The sequence below is a fragment of the Streptomyces sp. NBC_00984 genome, assembly GCF_045162475.1.
Lineage (GTDB): Bacteria > Actinomycetota > Actinomycetes > Streptomycetales > Streptomycetaceae > Streptomyces.
Genome location: NZ_CP108734.1, coordinates 3,643,003 through 3,661,859, shown reverse-complemented (window position 1 = coordinate 3,661,859; position 18,857 = coordinate 3,643,003). Strand labels below are relative to the sequence as shown.

At 69.9% G+C, this 18,857-nt stretch carries 17 protein-coding genes and 1 pseudogene; 7 read left to right on the top strand and 11 right to left on the bottom strand.

Annotated elements, in window-relative coordinates:
* Positions 1 to 5 precede the first annotated feature (5 nt).
* Positions 6 to 1,259 (bottom strand): THUMP-like domain-containing protein, encoded by a 1,254-nt coding sequence (locus tag OG520_RS15830; protein ID WP_406013601.1) that lies wholly within the window; start codon positions 1,257 to 1,259, stop codon positions 6 to 8.
* Positions 1,260 to 1,395: 136 nt separating this feature from the next.
* On the opposite strand from OG520_RS15830, the gene OG520_RS15825 reads away from it, so the two are divergent.
* Complete coding sequence (locus OG520_RS15825; protein WP_406013600.1) at positions 1,396 to 2,388, top strand: polysaccharide deacetylase family protein; 993 nt, start codon at positions 1,396 to 1,398, stop codon at positions 2,386 to 2,388.
* A gap of 166 nt (positions 2,389 to 2,554) precedes the next feature.
* Here OG520_RS15825 and OG520_RS15820 read toward each other — a convergent pair whose 3' ends face one another.
* A complete protein-coding gene (locus OG520_RS15820; RefSeq protein ID WP_406013599.1) occupies positions 2,555 to 2,776 on the bottom strand; it encodes a hypothetical protein in 222 nt (73 codons plus the stop codon).
* Between the two features lie 434 nt (positions 2,777 to 3,210).
* Between OG520_RS15820 and groES the strand changes: the two genes are divergently transcribed.
* Positions 3,211 to 3,519: a co-chaperone GroES gene (groES, locus tag OG520_RS15815; protein ID WP_093540722.1), complete on the top strand. Its 309-nt coding sequence runs from the start codon at positions 3,211 to 3,213 to the stop codon at positions 3,517 to 3,519.
* Between the two features lie 98 nt (positions 3,520 to 3,617).
* Entirely contained in the window at positions 3,618 to 5,243 is a 1,626-nt protein-coding gene (groL, locus tag OG520_RS15810; protein WP_399327210.1) for a chaperonin GroEL, read from the top strand.
* An 84-nt stretch (positions 5,244 to 5,327) separates the two neighbouring features.
* On the opposite strand, the pseudogene OG520_RS15805 reads toward groL, so the two are convergent.
* The 6 genes and pseudogenes from OG520_RS15805 to OG520_RS15780 all read right to left on the bottom strand — a co-directional run bounded on the left by OG520_RS15805 (position 5,328) and on the right by OG520_RS15780 (position 12,233).
* Positions 5,328 to 6,505: pseudogene (locus tag OG520_RS15805) on the bottom strand (IS30 family transposase).
* 293 nt (positions 6,506 to 6,798) lie between these two features.
* Positions 6,799 to 7,827, bottom strand: a complete 1,029-nt coding sequence (locus OG520_RS15800; protein WP_406013598.1) for a hydroxyacid dehydrogenase — start codon at positions 7,825 to 7,827, stop codon at positions 6,799 to 6,801.
* A gap of 36 nt (positions 7,828 to 7,863) precedes the next feature.
* Entirely contained in the window at positions 7,864 to 8,718 is an 855-nt protein-coding gene (locus OG520_RS15795) for a carbohydrate ABC transporter permease (protein WP_326767266.1), read from the bottom strand.
* The gene (locus OG520_RS15790) at positions 8,715 to 9,608 is read right to left on the bottom strand and encodes a carbohydrate ABC transporter permease (RefSeq protein WP_266415378.1); all 894 of its coding nucleotides are present in this window, start codon (positions 9,606 to 9,608) and stop codon (positions 8,715 to 8,717) included. Before OG520_RS15790 ends, OG520_RS15795 begins: the two co-directional genes overlap by 4 nt.
* Positions 9,608 to 10,936 carry an ABC transporter substrate-binding protein gene (locus OG520_RS15785; protein WP_399327216.1) on the bottom strand — a complete coding sequence of 443 codons (1,329 nt, stop codon included), beginning with the start codon at positions 10,934 to 10,936 and terminating at the stop codon, positions 9,608 to 9,610. Before OG520_RS15785 ends, OG520_RS15790 begins: the two co-directional genes overlap by 1 nt.
* Before the next feature lie 205 nt (positions 10,937 to 11,141).
* Positions 11,142 to 12,233, bottom strand: a complete 1,092-nt coding sequence (locus OG520_RS15780) for a substrate-binding domain-containing protein (RefSeq protein ID WP_406013597.1) — start codon at positions 12,231 to 12,233, stop codon at positions 11,142 to 11,144.
* Between the two features lie 283 nt (positions 12,234 to 12,516).
* Between OG520_RS15780 and OG520_RS15775 the strand changes: the two genes are divergently transcribed.
* Entirely contained in the window at positions 12,517 to 14,046 is a 1,530-nt protein-coding gene (locus OG520_RS15775) for a right-handed parallel beta-helix repeat-containing protein (protein WP_406013596.1), read from the top strand.
* Between the two features lie 8 nt (positions 14,047 to 14,054).
* Here OG520_RS15775 and OG520_RS15770 read toward each other — a convergent pair whose 3' ends face one another.
* Positions 14,055 to 14,828: an SDR family oxidoreductase gene (locus OG520_RS15770; protein ID WP_093540714.1), complete on the bottom strand. Its 774-nt coding sequence runs from the start codon at positions 14,826 to 14,828 to the stop codon at positions 14,055 to 14,057.
* Between the two features lie 35 nt (positions 14,829 to 14,863).
* Positions 14,864 to 15,538: an MOSC domain-containing protein gene (locus OG520_RS15765; RefSeq protein WP_406016492.1), complete on the bottom strand. Its 675-nt coding sequence runs from the start codon at positions 15,536 to 15,538 to the stop codon at positions 14,864 to 14,866.
* Between the two features lie 107 nt (positions 15,539 to 15,645).
* On the opposite strand from OG520_RS15765, the gene OG520_RS15760 reads away from it, so the two are divergent.
* On the top strand, positions 15,646 to 16,536 hold the full coding sequence (locus OG520_RS15760; RefSeq protein ID WP_399327222.1) for a LysR family transcriptional regulator: 891 nt from the start codon (positions 15,646 to 15,648) through the stop codon (positions 16,534 to 16,536).
* An 83-nt stretch (positions 16,537 to 16,619) separates the two neighbouring features.
* On the opposite strand, the gene OG520_RS15755 is transcribed toward OG520_RS15760, so the two are convergent.
* Entirely contained in the window at positions 16,620 to 16,955 is a 336-nt protein-coding gene (locus tag OG520_RS15755; RefSeq protein WP_124716892.1) for a WhiB family transcriptional regulator, read from the bottom strand.
* A 412-nt stretch (positions 16,956 to 17,367) separates the two neighbouring features.
* On the opposite strand from OG520_RS15755, the gene OG520_RS15750 reads away from it, so the two are divergent.
* The gene (locus OG520_RS15750) at positions 17,368 to 17,979 is read left to right on the top strand and encodes a response regulator transcription factor (RefSeq protein ID WP_003948568.1); all 612 of its coding nucleotides are present in this window, start codon (positions 17,368 to 17,370) and stop codon (positions 17,977 to 17,979) included.
* Positions 17,980 to 18,276: 297 nt separating this feature from the next.
* Positions 18,277 to 18,852, top strand: coding sequence for a sigma-70 family RNA polymerase sigma factor (locus OG520_RS15745; RefSeq protein ID WP_072486721.1), 576 nt, complete (start codon positions 18,277 to 18,279; stop codon positions 18,850 to 18,852).
* The last annotated feature ends 5 nt before the right edge of the window (positions 18,853 to 18,857 follow it).

Below are 18,857 nucleotides of genomic sequence, written 5' to 3'. Positions count from 1 at the left end.
CCAGGTCAGGCCGGGCCGGTCAGCGGGTGGCCGATCAGCATCGTCGGTGCTCCGGCCACCCGGGTCAGGAAGACCGTCGCGGAGTTCGGCCCCTGGAGCTTCATCCGGCGGCGCAACTCCTCCGGTTCGACCGCCGAACCGCGCTTCTTGACGGTCAGGACGCCCACCTGCCGCTCCCGCAGCAGCGCCTTCAGCTTCTTCATGTTGAACGGCAGCCGGTCGGTGATCTCGTACCCGGAGGTGTACGGGGACTCGTACCGCCGGTCGCTCGTGATGTACGCGATGGTCTCGTCGACCAGCCGGCCCTCGCACCGCGCGACGATGTCGGCGACCAGATGGGCGCGGATGACGGCGCCGTCCGGCTCGTACAGATAGCGGCCGACCGGGCCGACGGGCGGGGCGGGCAGCGGGGTCCCGGACCACAGGGTGGCTCGGGCCGGGAGCACGGTGGCGCGGTACGAACCGGCCGCGAAGCCCTCGCCGAACCAGAGCACCGCCTCCTTCACATCGCCGCCGTCCGAGATCCACTCGGCCTCCGCCTGCGCCGGGATCGCCTCGTGCGGGATGCCCGGAGCGATCTTCAGGGCGGCACGGGGGGCCGCGAGCGCGGCGCCGGTCGCCCAGGAGAGCGGCGGCGAGTACGCCTCGGGGTCGAAGATCCTGCCCCTGCCGCCGCGCCGGGCCGGGTCGACGAAAACCGCGTCGTAGGGCGAGGTGTCGATGTCGGCGACATCGGCGCACCGCACCTCGATCAGACCGTCCAGGCCCAGCGCGGCGGCGTTGGCGCGGGCCACCTCGGCGGTCAGCGGGTCGCGGTCGACGGCGAGGACGGATACGCCCGCCCGCGCGAGCGCGATCGCGTCGCCCCCGATCCCGCAGCAGAGGTCGGCGAGGCTCCGCACCCCGCCGGCCGCGAACCGCCGCGCGCGATGGGTGGCCACCGAGGTACGGGTCGCCTGCTCGACGCCGTTCGGCGTGAAGAACATCCGGTACGCGTCCTCGGCACCGAACTTCGCCACCGCCCGCTGCCGCAGCCGGGCCTGTCCCAGCGCCGCCGACACCAGGGCGGCCGGGTGGCTGCGGCGCAGCCGGGTGGCGGTGGCGAGTTCCTGGGCGGGGTCGTACGACCGCAGCTCGTCCAGGAGCGCGGCGCCCTCGGGGGTGCGCAGGGCCATGAAGGCGGCGAGCGGGTCGGGGGCGTCGGACCGGTCGTCGGCGGCGGACGGGTCGTTCGGGGCGAGAGCGTTCACCCGCCCCATTGTGAGCCAGCCGGGTAGACCGGCGGGCCCGGTGGAGGTGTCGGGCCGGGAGGCCGATCACGTGCTGGCAGGATGCGGCGCCATGCGGCTTGTTCGACAAAAGGAAAAGATGACCACGAAGTGGCGTGGATCGGGCATGCCCCATTCCGAACGGAGACGGGGCTCCGGCGGTCACCGGCCCGCCTGTGCCGTCCTGGCTGCGCTCCTGGTCGCCGCGGTCGGCTCCGGCTGCGCCTCCGGGTCCGGCGGGCAGGGGGGCGGCGAGGCCGAGCACCGAGAGCGGCCCGCCGCCGGGAACCCGGGCCCGGAGGCGGGCACGAACCCCGCCGCCGGACACCCGGGCGGCTCCGGACAGGGCGCCGGCCGGGCCCGCGTACCCGGCGATGCCCATGAGAACGCGCAGCTCACCCCAGCCGTGCGGGCGAGGCTCGCCAAGAAGTGGGGGCTGGACAGGCCGCCGCTGATCGCACCGCGGCCGCCCGCCGTGAAGCCGCGCATCACCACCCGCGAGGGCTTCGAGGTGAAGGGCGACGACGACTCGCTGCCGCCGGTCTTCACCACCGTCCCGACCAAGGACCGCGTCGTCTTCCTGACGATGGACGACGGTTCCGAGAAGGACCCCGAGCTGCTGCAGATGATGGACGAGCTGGACATCCCGTACAGCGCGTTCCTCAGCGACTACGAGGTGAGCGACAACTACGGGTACTTCGGCGAGGCGCAGCGGCTGGGCGTCACCCTCAACAACCACACGCTCAACCACCCCTATCTGCCCGGCCTCTCGCACGCCGAGCAGAAGCGCGAGATCTGCGACGAGCAGGACATCATCGAGAAGCAGTTCGGGAAGCGGCCCAGGCTCTTCCGCCCGCCGTACGGCAACTACAACGGGGACACGCTCCGCATCGCGAAGTCCTGCGGGATCAAGGCCGTGCCCCTCTGGAACGCCGAGGCGTTCCCGGACCACATGGAGTGGCGCGAGGAGGACCAGGACCTGCACCCGGGCGACATCATCCTCACGCACTTCCGTGGCCGTGCGGAATGGGACGGCAGCATGGCCGACCTGGTCCGGGCGGTCATGAAGACCGTCACGGACCGGGGCTACGCCGTGGCCCGGCTGGAGGACTACGTATGAGCAGGGCGCGCCGGCTGCTGGCCGGACTGCTGGCAGCCGGTGCGCTCCTCACCACCACCGGCTGCGCACAGTCGGTGGACCCGATCGAACGGCTGGGCCGCAAGGCCGCGCAGCGGGTGCACCACCCGCCGCGGACGCCCGCGGCGGGCCCGACGGCGCGCGGTGATCACGGCGAGCCGGGGTCGATGGTCGTGATCGCGTGCCGTCGGCCCCCGGGGTCCAGGCACTCGCGGTTGTCGCCGCCGCTGAGGCGCTGGTGGCCGGTGCGGCCGGGATCGTACGAAGGGGCGGGTGCGGACGCGGGCGCCGGATGCGAGCGGCCGTAGTCCTCGTGCCCGACCAGCACCGCCACCACGCACAGCACCAGCGCCGCCAGCAGCTGGATCACCCCGCCCAGGGCCGGTTCGCGCGGATCAGCGCGACGGAGAACAGGCCGACCACCGCGGCGATCCCGCCGAGGACGAGGACGGGGACGGGGACGAGGACAGGGACGAGGACGGGGACGAGGACGGGACGGTCGTACGGAACGGTCCGGTCCGTCCGGACGTTGTCCCCATGTTGTCCGGACTGTTGTCCGGACCGTGCCCCGGTCGGCGTGTCCGGCGCCGCGCAGGCGCCGCGGCGGCGACGCCACGACTGCTCGAATTGGCACTCCGCTTGACCGAGTGCTAATCCCGGTCATAGTCTCGGTGCTGGCACTCACCACTGGAGAGTGCCAGCAGTACTGTGCGACTGGCAGGTCCGGCACCCGCGACGACGGATCGACCTGGTCGCCACCCAAGACTGTTACCCCGTGAGATCTCCGAAGGGGGAGACCGGATCGTGTCGACCGCCAGCACCAAGGTTGCGATCAAGCCGCTCGAGGACCGCATTGTGGTCCAGCCGCTCGACGCCGAGCAGACCACGGCCTCCGGCCTGGTCATTCCGGACACCGCCAAGGAGAAGCCCCAGGAGGGCGTCGTCCTGGCCGTGGGACCGGGCCGCTTCGAGAACGGCGAGCGCCTTCCGCTCGACGTCAAGACCGGCGACGTCGTGCTGTACAGCAAGTACGGCGGCACCGAGGTGAAGTACAACGGCGAGGAGTACCTCGTCCTCTCGGCTCGCGACGTGCTCGCGATCATCGAGAAGTAATTCACCCACGTTTGCTTCTGTTCTGCGCCCCTGGCCCCCGCGAATAACCAGCCGGGTGGTCGGGGGCGCAGTTCGTTCGAGAGGAAAGCTCAGCTCCCATGGCGAAGATCCTGAAGTTCGACGAGGACGCCCGTCGCGCCCTTGAGCGCGGCGTCAACAAGCTTGCCGACACGGTCAAGGTGACGATCGGCCCCAAGGGCCGCAACGTCGTCATCGACAAGAAGTTCGGCGCTCCCACCATCACCAACGACGGTGTCACCATCGCGCGCGAGGTCGAGCTCGACGACCCGTACGAGAACCTCGGTGCCCAGCTGGTGAAGGAGGTGGCGACCAAGACCAACGACGTCGCGGGTGACGGTACGACCACCGCCACCGTGCTCGCCCAGGCGCTCGTCCGCGAGGGTCTGCGCAACGTCGCCGCCGGTGCCTCCCCGGCCGCCCTGAAGAAGGGCATCGACGCCGCGGTCAAGGCCGTGTCCGAGGAGCTCCTCGCGACCGCCCGCCCGATCGACGACAAGTCCGACATCGCCGCCGTGGCCGCGCTCTCCGCGCAGGACACCCAGGTCGGCGAGCTCATCGCGGACGCGATGGACAAGGTCGGCAAGGACGGTGTCATCACCGTCGAGGAGTCCAACACCTTCGGTCTGGACCTCGACTTCACCGAGGGCATGGCCTTCGACAAGGGCTACCTGTCCCCGTACATGGTGACCGACCAGGAGCGTATGGAGGCCGTCCTCGACGACCCGTACATCCTGATCCACCAGGGCAAGATCGGCTCGATCCAGGAGCTGCTCCCGCTGCTGGAGAAGGTCATCCAGGCCGGTGGCTCCAAGCCGCTGCTGATCATCGCCGAGGACGTCGAGGGCGAGGCGCTGTCGACCCTCGTCGTCAACAAGATCCGTGGCACCTTCAACGCCGTCGCGGTGAAGGCCCCGGGCTTCGGTGACCGCCGCAAGGCCATGCTCGGCGACATCGCCACCCTCACCGGTGCGACCGTCATCGCCGAGGAGGTCGGCCTCAAGCTCGACCAGGCCGGTCTGGACGTGCTGGGCTCCGCCCGCCGCGTCACCGTCTCCAAGGACGACACGACGATCGTGGACGGCGGCGGCGAGCCCGGCGACGTCAAGGGCCGGGTCAACCAGATCAAGGCCGAGATCGACGCCACGGACTCCGACTGGGACCGCGAGAAGCTCCAGGAGCGCCTCGCGAAGCTGGCCGGCGGCGTGTGCGTGATCCGTGTCGGTGCCGCCACCGAGGTGGAGCTCAAGGAGAAGAAGCACCGTCTGGAGGACGCCATCTCCGCGACCCGCGCCGCGGTCGAGGAGGGCATCGTCTCCGGTGGTGGCTCCGCTCTGGTCCACGCCGTCAAGGTCCTGGAGGGCAACCTCGACAAGACCGGCGACGAGGCCACCGGTGTCGCGGTCGTGCGCCGCGCCGCCGTCGAGCCGCTGCGCTGGATCGCCGAGAACGCCGGCCTCGAGGGCTACGTCATCACCTCGAAGGTCTCCGAGCTCGACAAGGGCCAGGGCTTCAACGCCGCGACCGGCGAGTACGGCGACCTGGTGAAGGCCGGCGTCATCGACCCGGTCAAGGTCACCCGCTCCGCGCTGGAGAACGCCGCGTCCATCGCGTCGCTGCTGCTCACGACCGAGACCCTGGTCGTCGAGAAGCCGGCCGAGGAAGAGGCCGAGGCCGGCCACGGCGGTCACGGCCACTCGCACTGACGCCTGACCGCTCAGGGCGCACAGCCGCAGAAGGCCCCCTGTCCCACCGGGCGGATTCTCGGGGTCCTCGCAACACCTGATGGCCTATGCGGTCGTCAGTAGATCACGCAGGCGCTCGGCTGGGGTTCTCCAGCCGAGCGTTTTGCGTGGTCGGCCGTTGAGTTGCTGAGCGACGTGTTCGAGGTCTGCGGCGCTGTGCACGGACAGGTCGGTGCTCTTGGGGAAGTACTGCCGCAGCAGACCGTTGGTGTTCTCGTTCGATCCGCGCTGCCAGGGGAGTGCGGATCGCAGAAGTAGACCGGTACTCCCGTGGCGACGGTGAACTGCTTGTGCGCGGCCATCTCGCAGCCCTGGTCCCAGGTCAGCGAGCCGCGCAGGTGCGCGGGCAGGGTCTGGATCAAGGGCACCAGCACGTCACGGACCTCCTCGGCGGTGTGTCCGCCGGGCAGATGCCCGAGCATGACGTAGCGGGTGGAACGCTCGACCAACGTCACGATCGCGCTCTCGCTGCGGGGGCCGACGATCAGATCGCCCTCCCAGTGGCCGGGCACCGCCCGGTCCTCGACCTCGGCAGGCCGCTCGGAGATCATCACCATCTCGTCGACGAACCGGCGAGTGCGCTGCTCCGGGCCACGGTGTGGCTTGCGGCGGGTGCGCCCGGTGCGCAGCGCGAGTGCGATCTCGCGCCGCAGCCCGCCACGGGCCTGGACATAGATCGCCTGGTAGACCGTCTCCGGACTCACCCGCATACCCTCGTCGTCGGGGAACTCCATGACCAGAGCGTGACAGATCTGCTCGGGTGACCACTGCTGCTGCAGTTTGCCCGCGACGTACTCGCGCAGCGGACCGTCGTGGGCGAGCTTGGACTGCTTGGGGCGTGCCCGGCTCTTCGCCCAGGCCCGCTGTGCCCGGTGGGGCTGATAGACGCCCTCGACGCAACGGGCATCGATCTCACGTTTGACGGTGGATGCCGGCCGGCCCGGTGCCCGTCCGATCGCCCGCAGTGAGCGGCCCTCACGACGCATGTCGGCGATCAACTCCCGCTCGGCCACCGTCAGGAACCGTGGGTGCAGCTCGGCTTCGACTGCCGCAAGAGAGGGCGCCGACGTGACGGCGACGGTGCTGGTCATGCCCGTTGTGTAGTCGATCCCTCGCCCATCGGGGTGCAGGCGCGCGTTGCCGATCTTCCGGATCCCGCGGTCCCAGTCCTTGGCTGTGCGCTCGTGGACCCCGACCTGCGCCGCGGCATCCCGTCGTCGCACCCCCGACGCGCGAAGCCGGTCGTACTCCGCCCGCCCCGGATGCCCACTGGTGCCCGTCTTCCCACGACCACGGACGCCGGCCTTCCGCGCCCAGCCCGCCGCCGTGTGTCGGCTCACCCCAACCGCCCGAGCAGCACCCGAGACACTCCCGTTCTCCCGGTCCAGCGCCTCGAAGAACCGCGCCTTCAACTCCTCAAAATCCACGATCCCCGCAACTCCCTGAAATCCAGGGTGTTGCGGGGATCGCTAGAACCCGCCCCGCTCGACGGTGGGACAGGGGGCCTTCGGGCGTTTCAGGCCGAGTGGCTCAGACTGCCGGAGTGCACGGGGTCCGCGAACGGCAGACCGGCCGCGAAGCGCTCCATCTCGTCCAGCGCCTGGTCGGCCATCCGGTGCAGCTCGTCGCCCAGCGAACCCGCCACGTGCGGGGTGAGCAGCACATTGGGCAGGGTGTACAACGGCGAGTGCGCAGGCGGGAGTTCGGGGTCCGTCACATCCAGCACCGCTTGCAGCCGGCCGGTCGTCAGCTCGGACAGCAGCGCCTCCTCGTCGACCAGCGAACCCCGCGCCGTGTTGATCAGCGTCGTCCCGGTCGCCATGGCGGACAGCTGCGCCGCACCGATCAGATGGTGCGTCTCCGGGAGCTGGGGAGCGTGCACCGAGACGACGGAGCTGCTCGCGCACAGCTCGTCGAGCGAGGTGAGCCGTACCCCGAGCCGCGCCGCCTCCGCGCCGTCCACGTACGGGTCGTACAGCAGCACGTCCAGGTCGAAGGGGCGCAGCAGCTCGATCACGCGCCGGCCGATGCGGGAGGCGCCGACGATGCCGACTGTACGGCGGTAGTTGCCGGCCCCGTCGAGCTCCGCGAGCCAGTCGTGGCCGGCGCGCAGATCGCGGTAGCGGTGCGCGGTGTGCAGGACCCGCTTGCCGGCGAACAGGATCGTGGCGAGGGTGAATTCGGCGACCGGCAGGGCGTTGGCACCGGCTGCCGAGGTGACGGCGATGCCGCGTTCCCAGCAGGCGTCGGTGATGTGGTGCTTCACGGAACCTGCGGCGTGCACGACGGCCCGCAGCCGGGGCGCGGATGCCAGTACCCCGGTGGTGAGCGGCGTCGCTCCCCAGCAGGTGAACAGCACCTCGGCCTCGGCGAGCGCGGCGGCCACCTCGGGCGTCGGGTCGGCCAGGTCGTGGGCGACGAAGTCCGGGTCGGTACGGGTGAGGGCGGCCAGCCGGGTGCGGTGGCGGTCGGCGAGAAGGCGGTCGGCGATGCCGGGCCCCATCGCGAGCAGGGCCGTCGGCCGGTTGTCAGTGGCGTGGGGCATGGTGGAACTCGTACTCCTCAGGGCTCGCGGTGAGAGTCACTTGACGCTGCCGGCGGTCAGTCCGGCCTTCCAGTGCCGCTGCAGCGAGACGAAGGCGACGATCAGGGGGATGACGGCGAGGAGGGAGCCGGTGACGACGAGCGGGTAGAAGCTCGGCTCGCCGTGGGTGTTGGTGTTCCAGGAGTACAGCCCGAGGCTCAGCGGGAAGAGCTTGCGGTCCGAGAGCATCACGAGGGGGAGGAAGAAGTTGTTCCAGATCGCGGTGAACTGGAAGAGGAAGACCGTCACGAAGCCCGGCATGACCATGCGCAGTCCGATGGACCAGAAGACGCGCAGCTCGCCGGCCCCGTCGATACGGGCGGCCTCCAGGGCCTCGTTCGGTATGTAGCCGGTGCTGAACACCCGGGCGAGATACACGCCGAACGGGTTGACCAGCACCGGGATCAGCACGGACCAGTAGGTGTTGACCAGGCCGGTCTTGGAGGCCAGGAGGTACATCGGCAGGGCGAGCGCCGTGGTGGGTACCAGCACACCCATCAGCACGAGGGCGAAGAGCTTCTCCTTGCCCCGGAATTCGTACTTGTCGAAGGCGTATCCCGCGGCGACGCAGATCAGCGAGCAGACGATCGCCCCGCCGCCCGCGTACATGAGGCTGTTGAGGTACCAGCGGAAGTAGATGCCGTCGCCGTAGGAGGCCAGGTTCGACAGGTTCTCGCCGAGGTTGAAGCCCTCGAAGGAGAACGCGTTGCCCGCGAGAAGGCCGCCGGTGTCCTTCGTGGCGGCGGTGACCAGCCAGACGAGGGGGAAGAGCATGTAGACGACGGCGAGGAGAAGGAAGCCGTTGACGGCGGTCTTCGACATCCAGCGGCCGCGGGAGGCGGGGGAGTTCATGCTTTCTTGCCCTTCCGGCCGGTGAAGCGGGTGACGACGAAGGACAGCAGCGCGGCCGTGAGCGCCAGCAGGATGGAGGCGGCCGCGGCGAGACCGTAGTCGTTGCGCTCGAAGGCCGCGGTGTACGCGTACATGTTCGGCGTCCAGGTGGAGGAGACGGCGGAGCCGGTCCCCTTGTTGAGGATCAGCGGCTCGGTGAACAGCTGGAGCGAACCGATGACCGTGAACAGCGCGACCATCACGAGGGAGGAGCGGATCAGCGGGACCTTGATGCTGAGCGCGGTGCGCCAGGCACCGGCCCCGTCGACCGTGGCCGCTTCGAGCACGGAGCGGTCGATGGCCTGCAACGCGGCATAGAAGATCACCATGTTGTAGCCGAGCCACTCCCACAGGGCGATGTTGACGATGGAGGGAAGGGCGCCCTCGGGGGAGAAGAAGTCGAAGCCGATCCCGCCGGACTCCATGGCGCTGACCACCGGGCTGAGCTGCGGGGTATAGAGGTACACCCAGATCAGCGCGGCGATGATGCCGGGCACGGCGTGCGGCAGGAAGAGCGCGAGCTGGAAGAACCGGCGGGCGCGGGCCAGCGTGGAGTCCAGCAGCAGGGCGAGGGCGAGGGCCCCGATGAGCAGCAGCGGAATGTAGAACAGGCAGTATCCGAGGAGTACGCCGAAGCCCTCGCGGAACGCCCGGTCGCCCAGGGCCGCCGTGTAGTTGTCGAGTCCGCTGAAGACGGTCTCGGTGCCGCCGAAGCCCAGTCCGGACTGCTTCTCGGTGAACAGGCTGAGCCAGACCGCGTAACCGATCGGCAGCACCATCACCAGGGTGAACAGTACGAAGAAGGGCCCCAGCAGGATGGCGGCGGCTCTGGTCGTCCGGGCGCGCTTCATCAGCCTGCGTCCTCGACCTTCAGACCGCGCTTCGTCAGCTCGGCGACCGTGGCGTCGTGCCCGGCCTTCACGGCGTCCTTGATGGTGGTGCCACCGCTCGCGACCTTGCCGAACTGGTCCTTCATGGTGGTGTTCGTCGTGCCGGTCGTCGGGCCCCAGTTCCAGTTCGGGCCGATCGACGTCGCGGCGCCCTCGAAGACCTGGTAGATGTCCTCGCCGCCGTAGAAGCCGGCGTCGAAGGACTTCTTGGCCACCGGGCGCAGCGCCGCCGCGGCCGGGAAGGCGCTCGATGTACCGGACTCGATGCGGGCCTTGATGCCTTCCTCGGTGGTCGACATCCAGGTGGCGAACTCGACCGCGGCCTCGGCCTTCTTGCTGGTCTTCGTCACCGCGAAGGTGGAGCCGCCGAGCATGCCGCTGGCCGGCTTGCCGTCCCAGCTGGGCATCGGGGCGACGGCCCACTTGCCGCTCTGCTCGGGCAGCGTGCCCTTGAGGACACCCGCGCCCCAGGCCGCGCCGAGGTAGCCGACGGTGCCGCCGTTCTTGAGGGAGTTGGTCCACTCGGGGCTGAACGAGGCGTTGGCGCGGATCAGGTCGTCGTCGAGCAGACCCTGCCAGTAGTCGGCGACCTTGTTGGTGGCCGCGTCGGCGGTGCTGACCTTCCAGGTGTCGCCCTCGGGCTTGTACCACTGGGCGCCGGCCTGCCAGGCCATCGCCTGGAACGTGGTCGGGTCATCGGGGAAGAAGGTGCCGATCCGGGCCTTCTTGTCGGCCTTCTTGATCTTCTCGGCGGCCTTGCGGAACTCGTCCCAGGTCTTGGGGACCTCGACGCCGTACTTCTCGAACAGGTCCTTGCGGTAGTAGAAGGACTGCGGCGAGGCGTCGAACGGAACGGCCCAGTTCTTGCCGCCGAGTGTCGTCAGCTCGACCGCCTGCGGCAGCAGCTTCTTCTTGATGTCGTCGGTGAAGTACTGGCCGATGTCCTGGAGCGCGCCCTGACTGACGTACTCCGGAAGCTGCGGGTACTCGATGGAGACCAGGTCGGGGGCGTTGCCCGCCTTCACCGCGTTGGAGATCTTGGCGTATCCGCCCGCGTTGCCGGACGGGATCTCCTCGTACACCACCTTGATGTTCTTGTGCGAGGCGTTGAAAGCGTCAACGACCTCCTTGGACCCCTTGGCCCAGCCCCAGAAGGTGATGCTGACGGGCTTGCCGTCGCTTCCGGCGGAGGCATCGTCGTCGCCGCTGCCGCCACAGGCCGTGAGGAGGGCGAGGGCGGTGGCGGTGCCGACTACGGCGAGGGACGTTCTGCTCGGACTGCGGCTCACAGCGAGGCTCCTGAACTGGCGGCGACATTGGCGTTGGCCGTGATCCTTGGACCAGTTGTGACCGAAGTCAAGAGCGAAAGATCGATTGATCGAAAAAAGATCAGATAAGTTACGTACGGAAGTGCAGGGCGTACGCTGCGGAACCGGGGCGGGGGGCTGCGGGAACGCCTGCTCCGGATCTGCCCCCGGGCCTGCTGGACGGCCATCAGGAGAGGCGCGCCCCGCACGAGTCCCTGACCCTCAGCTGCGGCAGCAGCGTCAGATGGCGCCGGGGTGCGCCCGCGCTCTGGCCCAGCCGCTCCACCAGCAGTTCCGTCGCGTGCCGGCCCACCTCGCGCTTGGGCGGTGCCACCGCCGTGAGCGGTGTGTCGGCGAGCGCCGCCACCTCGTCGTCGTAGGCGATCAGGGCCAGGTCCTCCGGCACCCGCACGCCCAGTTCGGCCAGCCGCTGCACCACCTGGATCGCGTCCACGTCGTTGTGGATCAGCGCCGCCGTCGCCACCCCCGCGAGGACTGCCTCGCGCAGCGCCCGCACGGCCTGCTCGAAGGCGTCCGGGGCGAGTTCGGCCGGTACGGAATCGATCACGTCCTGCGGTGCGCGCAGCCCGAGCACGGCCAGGGCCTCCGCGTACCCGGACCGCACCGCGACGGCGGTCGGGGAGTCCGCGCGGGCCATCAGCAGCGGCGCCCCGTGCCCGAGATCCACCAGGTGACGCACGGCCAGCAGCACACCGTGCGCATGGTCCGAGCAGACCCGGTCCAGGCCGTCCAGCGGGGAGCCCGCGGTGGGCCTGCGCTCCAGCAGTACGGTCGGCACGGGCAGCGAGGCGATCCAGTCGCCGAACGCGGCGGGGTCGCCCGGGTCCTGCCAGCCGGGTGCGACCAGCAGTCCTTCGGCGCCTGCGGAGAGCAGCCCCTCGGTGCGGGCGTGGTCCTCCTGGGGCCGGTAGTCGGAGATCCGCAGGATGAGCCTGGCCCCGGCCCTGGCGGCGGCCTCGTGGGCGCCGCGGATGACCTCGGCGAAGTAGTAGGTCGACGAGGGCGCGAGCATGCCGAGGACCAGGCCGCTGCCCGCGGAGCCGGGTCCGGCGGCCGTGCCCGGGGCGGCGTCCTGCGGCCAGGACACCGATCCGTGCACCCGGTCCAGGAGGCCGCGGCCGGCCAGCTCCTCCACGTCGCGGCGGGCCGTCACGGGCGAGACGCCGAGCTGCGAGGCCAGGTCCGAGACCCGGGCCGAACCCCGTTCCCGTACCAGTCCGAGCAGGCGGTCATGACGTTCAGCAGCACTTTCGCGCACGGCAGCAGTCCCCTCGCAGTGTGTGGCCCGGCCCCCGGTCCGGCCGGCGCCGGGGCCGTTGTCCGACCCTAGGGTCTTTCGTTCGGACCGGACCGGGCTCGCGAGCCGGCCTGATCCAAATAAAAGACCCTAGACCAACGTGATCGAACGATGGGAGTTTCGATCATTCAAACGCAATCCATTGACGTTCGATCAATCCAAGTCCAGGATTCCGGCGATGCGGACTCGTCCCGCCCCCACCCCGGCTGTCCGCCCCGACCCTGACTGTTCGTACGGAGGAATTGTGAGACATCGCGTCACTGCTGCGGCGCTCGCGGCCCTGACGGCCGCCGGCGGCCTGACCGTCGCGGGCCAGACCGCCGCACAAGCCGCACCCACCGGCCGTACCTTCCACGTCGACTGCGCCGCGGACCCGGCCGGTGCCTCCGGCAGCAAGCAGCACCCCTGGACCTCGCTCGCCGAGGCCAACGCGCACACCTACGGCCCCGGTGACCGGCTCCTCTTCAAGCGCGGCGCCACCTGCACCGGCACCCTCGCCCCCACGGGCACCGGCTCCGCCCGCGCCCCGTTCACCATCGCCGACTACGGCAACGGCCCGGCCCGCGCCAGGCTCGACGGCGCGGGTGCCCACGATGTCGTCCTGCTCTCCAACACGCAGTACGTGCACCTCAAGGCGCTGGAGATCACCAACGCCGACAACCCCGGCAGCGAGCGCAACGGCGTCCGGCTCCGTCTCACCGACTACGGCGTCGCCCGCGGCTTCGACATCTCCGGCCTCTACATCCACGATGTGCGCGGCGGCGACTACAAGACGGTCTCCGGCTCCAGCGCGATCCACATCGCCGTCGAGGGCAGGGCGAAGGCCAGCTGGTACGACGGTCTGGACATCGGGAACAACCGCATCGAGGACGTCGACCGCGAGGGCATCTACTTCAAGTCGACCTTCTCCAAGCGCGATCTGGTCGGTCAGCAGCAGGACCCGAACGTGTACCCGGGGGAGTGGACGCCCAGCACCGGAGTCCGCATCCACCACAACACTCTCAAGTCCCTGGCCGGCGACGGCATGAAGCTCGACACCACCAGCGGCGCCCGCGTCGACCACAACCGGGTCGACGGCTTCCAGCTCCGCTCGCCCTCCGCCAACGCGGGCATCTGGACCTTCAACACCGACGACACGACCGTCGAGTACAACGAGGTCTCGGGCGGCGGCAACACCCACGACGGGATGTCCTTCGACGCCGACGGCGCCTCCCGGAACACCGTCTTCCAGTACAACTACAGCCACGACAACAAGGGCGGCTTCCTGCTGATCTGCCCGTACAGCGGCGCCAAGACCATCGGCACGGTCGCCCGCTACAACGTCAGCCGCGACGACGGTGCCCGCCTCATCCAGAACTGCTGGGGCCCGATCCTCGGCACCGAGATCTACAACAACACCTTCCACAACAAGGAGCAGATCCCCGGCTACCTCGTCCAGGACGACGCCGGAAGCCCCGCCACCACCCAGCACGAACTGGCCATCCGCAACAACGTCTTCGTGAGCGAGGGCGCCGGCGGCTACGCCTTCAAGAACCCGACCCCGGGGCTCTCCTTCGACCACAACGCCTTCTACGGCATCGACATGACCCGCCCGAACCCCGGCGGCATCACGGCCGACCCGAAGCTCCGGGCCGACTTCCGGCTCGGCGCGGGTTCGCCCGCCCTCGCCGCCGGAGCCGTCATCGAGAACAACGGCGGCAAGGACTACTTCGGCAACGCACTGAAGCCCGGCACCCCCAACATCGGCGCCTACGCGGGCCGCGGGGTGCGGTAACCGACCGCTCACTGAGGACCGTACTTGCGGCCTGTCTTGGAGGTGACCCCTCCGAGCAGGCCGCGCGGCGTCACCTTCACGAGCCCCATCAACGCCTTGTACCGCGGGTCCGGGACCGAGACCGACTTGCCCCGTGCCAGGTCCGCCAGGGCCGCCTCCACCAGCTTGTCCGCGTCGAGCCACATCCAGCCCGGAATGTTGCCGGTCCCCATCCCGGCCCGCTGGTGGAACTCCGTCCGTACGAACCCCGGGCACAGCGCCATCAGCCGCACCCCCGAACCGGCCAGGTCCTTCGCCGCGCCCTGGGTGAACTGCACGACCCACGCCTTGGACGCGCCGTACGTCCCGCGCGGCACGAACGCCGCCACCGAGGCCACGTTGACCACCCCGCCCCGGCCGCGTTCCCGCATTCCGGCCGCGGCCGCCGAGGTCAGCCGCAGCACCGCCTCGCAGTGCACCTTCAGCATCTTCAGCTCATCGGCCATGGGCACGTCCAGATAGTGGCCCTTGTTGCCGAACCCGGCATTGTTGACCAGCAGATCGACCGGATGCCGGCGGTCCGTCAACCGGTCCTCGACCGCGGCGATCCCCTCGTCCTCGGACAGATCGGCCCTCAGTACCTCGGCCTCGATGCCGTGCCGGTCGTGCAGCTCGGTCGCCTGCTCGCGCAGCCGCTCGGTGTCACGTGCCACCAGCACCAGGTTGTGCCCATCGGCCGCGAGCCGCCGCGCGAAGGCGGCACCGATCCCCGCGGTCGCGCCCGTAATCAGTGCAGTCGTCATACGCGGCACGTTAGTGCCTGTCAGGCACGCCGCGATCAGCCGTCCGCCGCCGACTTCTCGGCGTACTCCAGAGCGGCACGCAGCGCCTCGGGATGCAGTGCGTCCCCCGCCGCGAGCAGCCCCGGCAGCAGGTCCCGCCGGGTCGTCGCGGCCAGGAACTCCATCTGCACGGTGACGTCGTGGTCCGGGCGGTGCACGATCTCGATCGGGTCCCCGGCCCGGATCACACCCGGCTCGATCACCCGCAGATAGGCGCCGGGAGCCGCCGCCTGCGTGAATCGCCTGACCCAGCGCGGCTCGTCGAGATGACCGGCGAACGTACGGCACGGAATCCGGCCCGACGTCACCTCCAGCACCAGATCCGGGCCGATGCGCCAGCGCTCGCCGATCCTCGCACCGCTCACGTCCAGCCCGCGGGTCGTCAGGTTCTCGCCGAACGAACCATTGGCCAGCGGGCGGCCGAGCTCCCGCTCCCACACGTCGAGTTCCTCGCGGGCGAAGGCGTACACCGCCTGGTCGGAGCCGCCGTGATGGCGCAGATCGCACACCGCGTCCCCGGCCAGACCACTGCCGCCGGTCCCCTTGGGCCCGGGGTCGGTGACGTGTACGGGCCCGTCGGCCGGCCGCTTGTCGATGCCGGTCACGCCCCCGGGGGCGTCGGTGTGGTCGACGGCCTTCGGCCGTCCCGCATTCACGGTCAGCAGCCGCATCGGCTCTGCCGGTTCGATGGACGTCATACGGAGACGCTAACCATTCCACCCTCAAAGATGCGCGGCAATAATTCACACCCAACCCAAGAGTCGCTTATGGTTGAAGGGTGATCGAAGCCCGTCATCTCCGTGTCCTGCGCGCCGTGGCCGCCACCGGCTCGTTCTCCGCCGCCGCTCGCGAACTGGGTTGCACCCAGCCCGCGGTCAGCCAGCAGATGAAGGCCCTGGAGGCCTCCGCGGGCACCACGCTGCTGATCCGTACGGGACGCGAGATGCGGCTCACCCAGGCCGGCGAGGCTCTCGTCCGGCACGCCTCCGGCATCCTCGCCGGCCTCACCGCCGCCGAGGAGGAGGTCGCCGCCATCGCCGGGCTGCGGGCCGGCCGGGTCCGGCTCGTCTCGTTCCCCAGCGGCAGCTCCACCCTGGTCCCCGGCGCCCTCGCCGCACTGCGCGAGGCCCACCCCGGCACCCGGGTCTCGCTGGTGGAGGCCGAACCGCCGCGCTCGGTCGAGATGCTGCGCGAGGGCGACTGCGACATCGCGCTGGCGTTCCGGTACGGCGCCTCCGGCACCGAATGGGACGACCTGGTCGTACGCCCGCTGCTCACCGACCGGCTGATCGGCCTGGTTCCCGAGGGCCACCGGCTGTCGCGCTCCGCCGCGGTGGACATCGCCGATCTGGCCGGGGAGTCGTGGATCGCGGGCTGCCCGCGCTGCCGCCGTCAGCTCGTGGAGGTCTGCGAGGCGTCGGGCTTCACTCCACGGATCGACTTCGCCACCGACGACTACCCGGCGGTGGTCGGCCTGGTCGGCGCCGGACTCGGGGTGGCCGTGCTGCCGGAGCTGGCGATCGAGTCGGTACGTCCCAAGGGGGCGTGCACCGTGACGGTGGAGCCGGCCATCGAGCGGGAGATCGTCGCGCTGACCCTGCCCGACCTGGCCCAGGTTCCGGCGGTGGCGGCCACCTTGGACCGGCTGTCCCTGGCGGCCGCCCGCTGAGCGGCCTGCCTATGACCCGGCCCCTCGTCGTGGCCGGGTGAATTGCGGAAACGTTTCTGTATTTGCGGTACGGGTGCGGCGGGTCAGCCGTGCCCGGACGGGGACGGAACGCCCGAGGGTGCCGCCGCCGCGATCAGCCGGCTGCGGGCCCGTCCCATGAGCTCCTCGCGCTCGTCCTCGGTCAGTCCGCCCCACACCCCGTAGGGCTCTCGTACCGCCAGGGCGTGTGCCGCGCACTCGGCACGCACCGGGCATCGCATGCAGACCTCTTTCGCCGAGTTCTCGCGGGCGCTGCGTGCCGCGCCGCGCTCACCCTCCGGGTGGAAGAACAGCGAACTGTCGACCCCGCGGCAGGCCGCCAGCAGTTGCCAGTCCCATAGATCGGCGTTGGGTCCGGGAAGGCGGGAGAAATCTGCCATTGCTTGTCCCCTCGAAACCATGCTGAGTCGGAAACGTCGTTGTCGTCCGTCATCGACCGTGCCCACGACCGTACATCTACGGTGTAAGTAGATGTAAATATGACTGATTGCGAATCTATCCACAGACACCAGCAAAAGGGAAGAAAACCCGCTAAATGGGGCATACCTTCATGTGAAGATTCGGTTGACTGATGGATGATCCGCGCCGTTCTTCTCCGTGTACGCCCCCTCACGTAGAGTGCCGAACCCGCTTGTCCGACCCGTAACTCTTTCGAGTGACCATCGTTGAGAGGGCGGAAGCGGTTGACGAAAAAAGCGATCGGGCAGGTGTCCGAGAGTGTCAACCGCACAGGTGACGACTTGTAACAGCCTGGAGGCTCAAGGTGACGCGCATCAGCTGCGGAGGACGGTCATGACATCCGTCCTCGTCTGCGACGACTCCCCGCTTGCCCGAGAAGCGCTCCGTCGCGCGGTCGCGACCGTGCCCGGCGTCGAGCGGGTGACGACGGCGGCCAACGGCGAGGAAGTCCTCCGCCGCTGGGGCGCCGATCGTTCGGATCTGATTCTGATGGACGTACGCATGCCCGGTCTCGGGGGTGTGGAGACGGTCCGGCGGCTGCTCTCCGCCGACCCCGGGGCCAGGATCATCATGCTGACCGTCGCCGAGGACCTGGACGGTGTCGCGCTCGCGGTCGCCGCCGGTGCCCGCGGCTATCTGCACAAGGACGCCTCCCGTGCGGAGTTGCGCGCCACCGTCACCCAGGCGCTGGCCGATCCGACGTGGCGGCTCGCCCCGCGCCGGCTGCGGTCGGCCGAGATGGGTGCGGCGCCGACGCTCACGGCGCGTGAGATCCAAGTACTCGAAGGGATGAGCCACGGCCGTTCGAACGCCGAGATCGGACGTGAGCTGTTCCTCTCGGAGGACACGGTGAAGACGCACGCCAGGCGTCTGTTCAAGAAGCTCGGCGCCTCGGACCGGGCGCACGCCGTGGCGCTCGGCTTCCGCTGGGGCCTGGTCCGCTGAGGTCCGGCCGTGGCCGGCAGTCGATCGATTCCCCGTCCGCGCTCCGGCGGACGGGGCGACGTGACCGACGTGCGCGGGACGGGTTCCGCTCCCATCGCGGAGCCCGTCGCGCCGACGGTATGTGACGCTTCCCGGCCGATGCCGCATCCTTGAGATGTGGAGTTCCTGGGGAACGATTCGGTCGAGCGGAAGGGGAGGGCGCAGGACATGACTTCCGGCGCACCCGCTCATAACGCTTCGGTGCACAACTACGGACGCGGCGGCACGGATGACACGGCTCCGGGGCACCATGGTCCGATGCGCGACGACGAGACGACGGGGATCGGTGCGCTGGTGCACCGTGCCGTCGAGGGCGATGCGCAGGCCACCCATGATCTGCTGGCCCATGTCCATCCTCTCGCGCTGCGCTACTGCAGGTCGCGGCTGAACCGGCTGCCCGGTGATGCCCGCCACTTCGTGGAGGACCTGGCGCAGGAGGTCTGTGTCGCGGTGCTGATGGCGCTGCCGCGCTACAAGGACACCGGCAGACCCTTCGAAGCCTTCGTGTTCGCCATCGCGGGCCACAAGGTCGCCGATCTCCAGCGCGCCGCCATGCGGCACCCGGGATCGACGGCCGTGCCGTCCGACGAGATGCCCGAGCGGCCGGACGATTCGCTCGGGCCCGAGGAGCGCGCCCTGCTCAGCAGCGATGCGGCCTGGGCGAAGAAGCTCCTCGCCAACCTCCCGGACAACCAGCGCGAGCTGCTCGTTCTCCGGGTCGCCGTCGGACTGACCGCAGAGGAGACCGGACAGATGCTGGGCATGTCGCCGGGCGCTGTCCGGGTCGCCCAGCACCGGGCCCTGAGCAGGCTGCGGGCCCTCGCGGAGCAGTGAGCGGA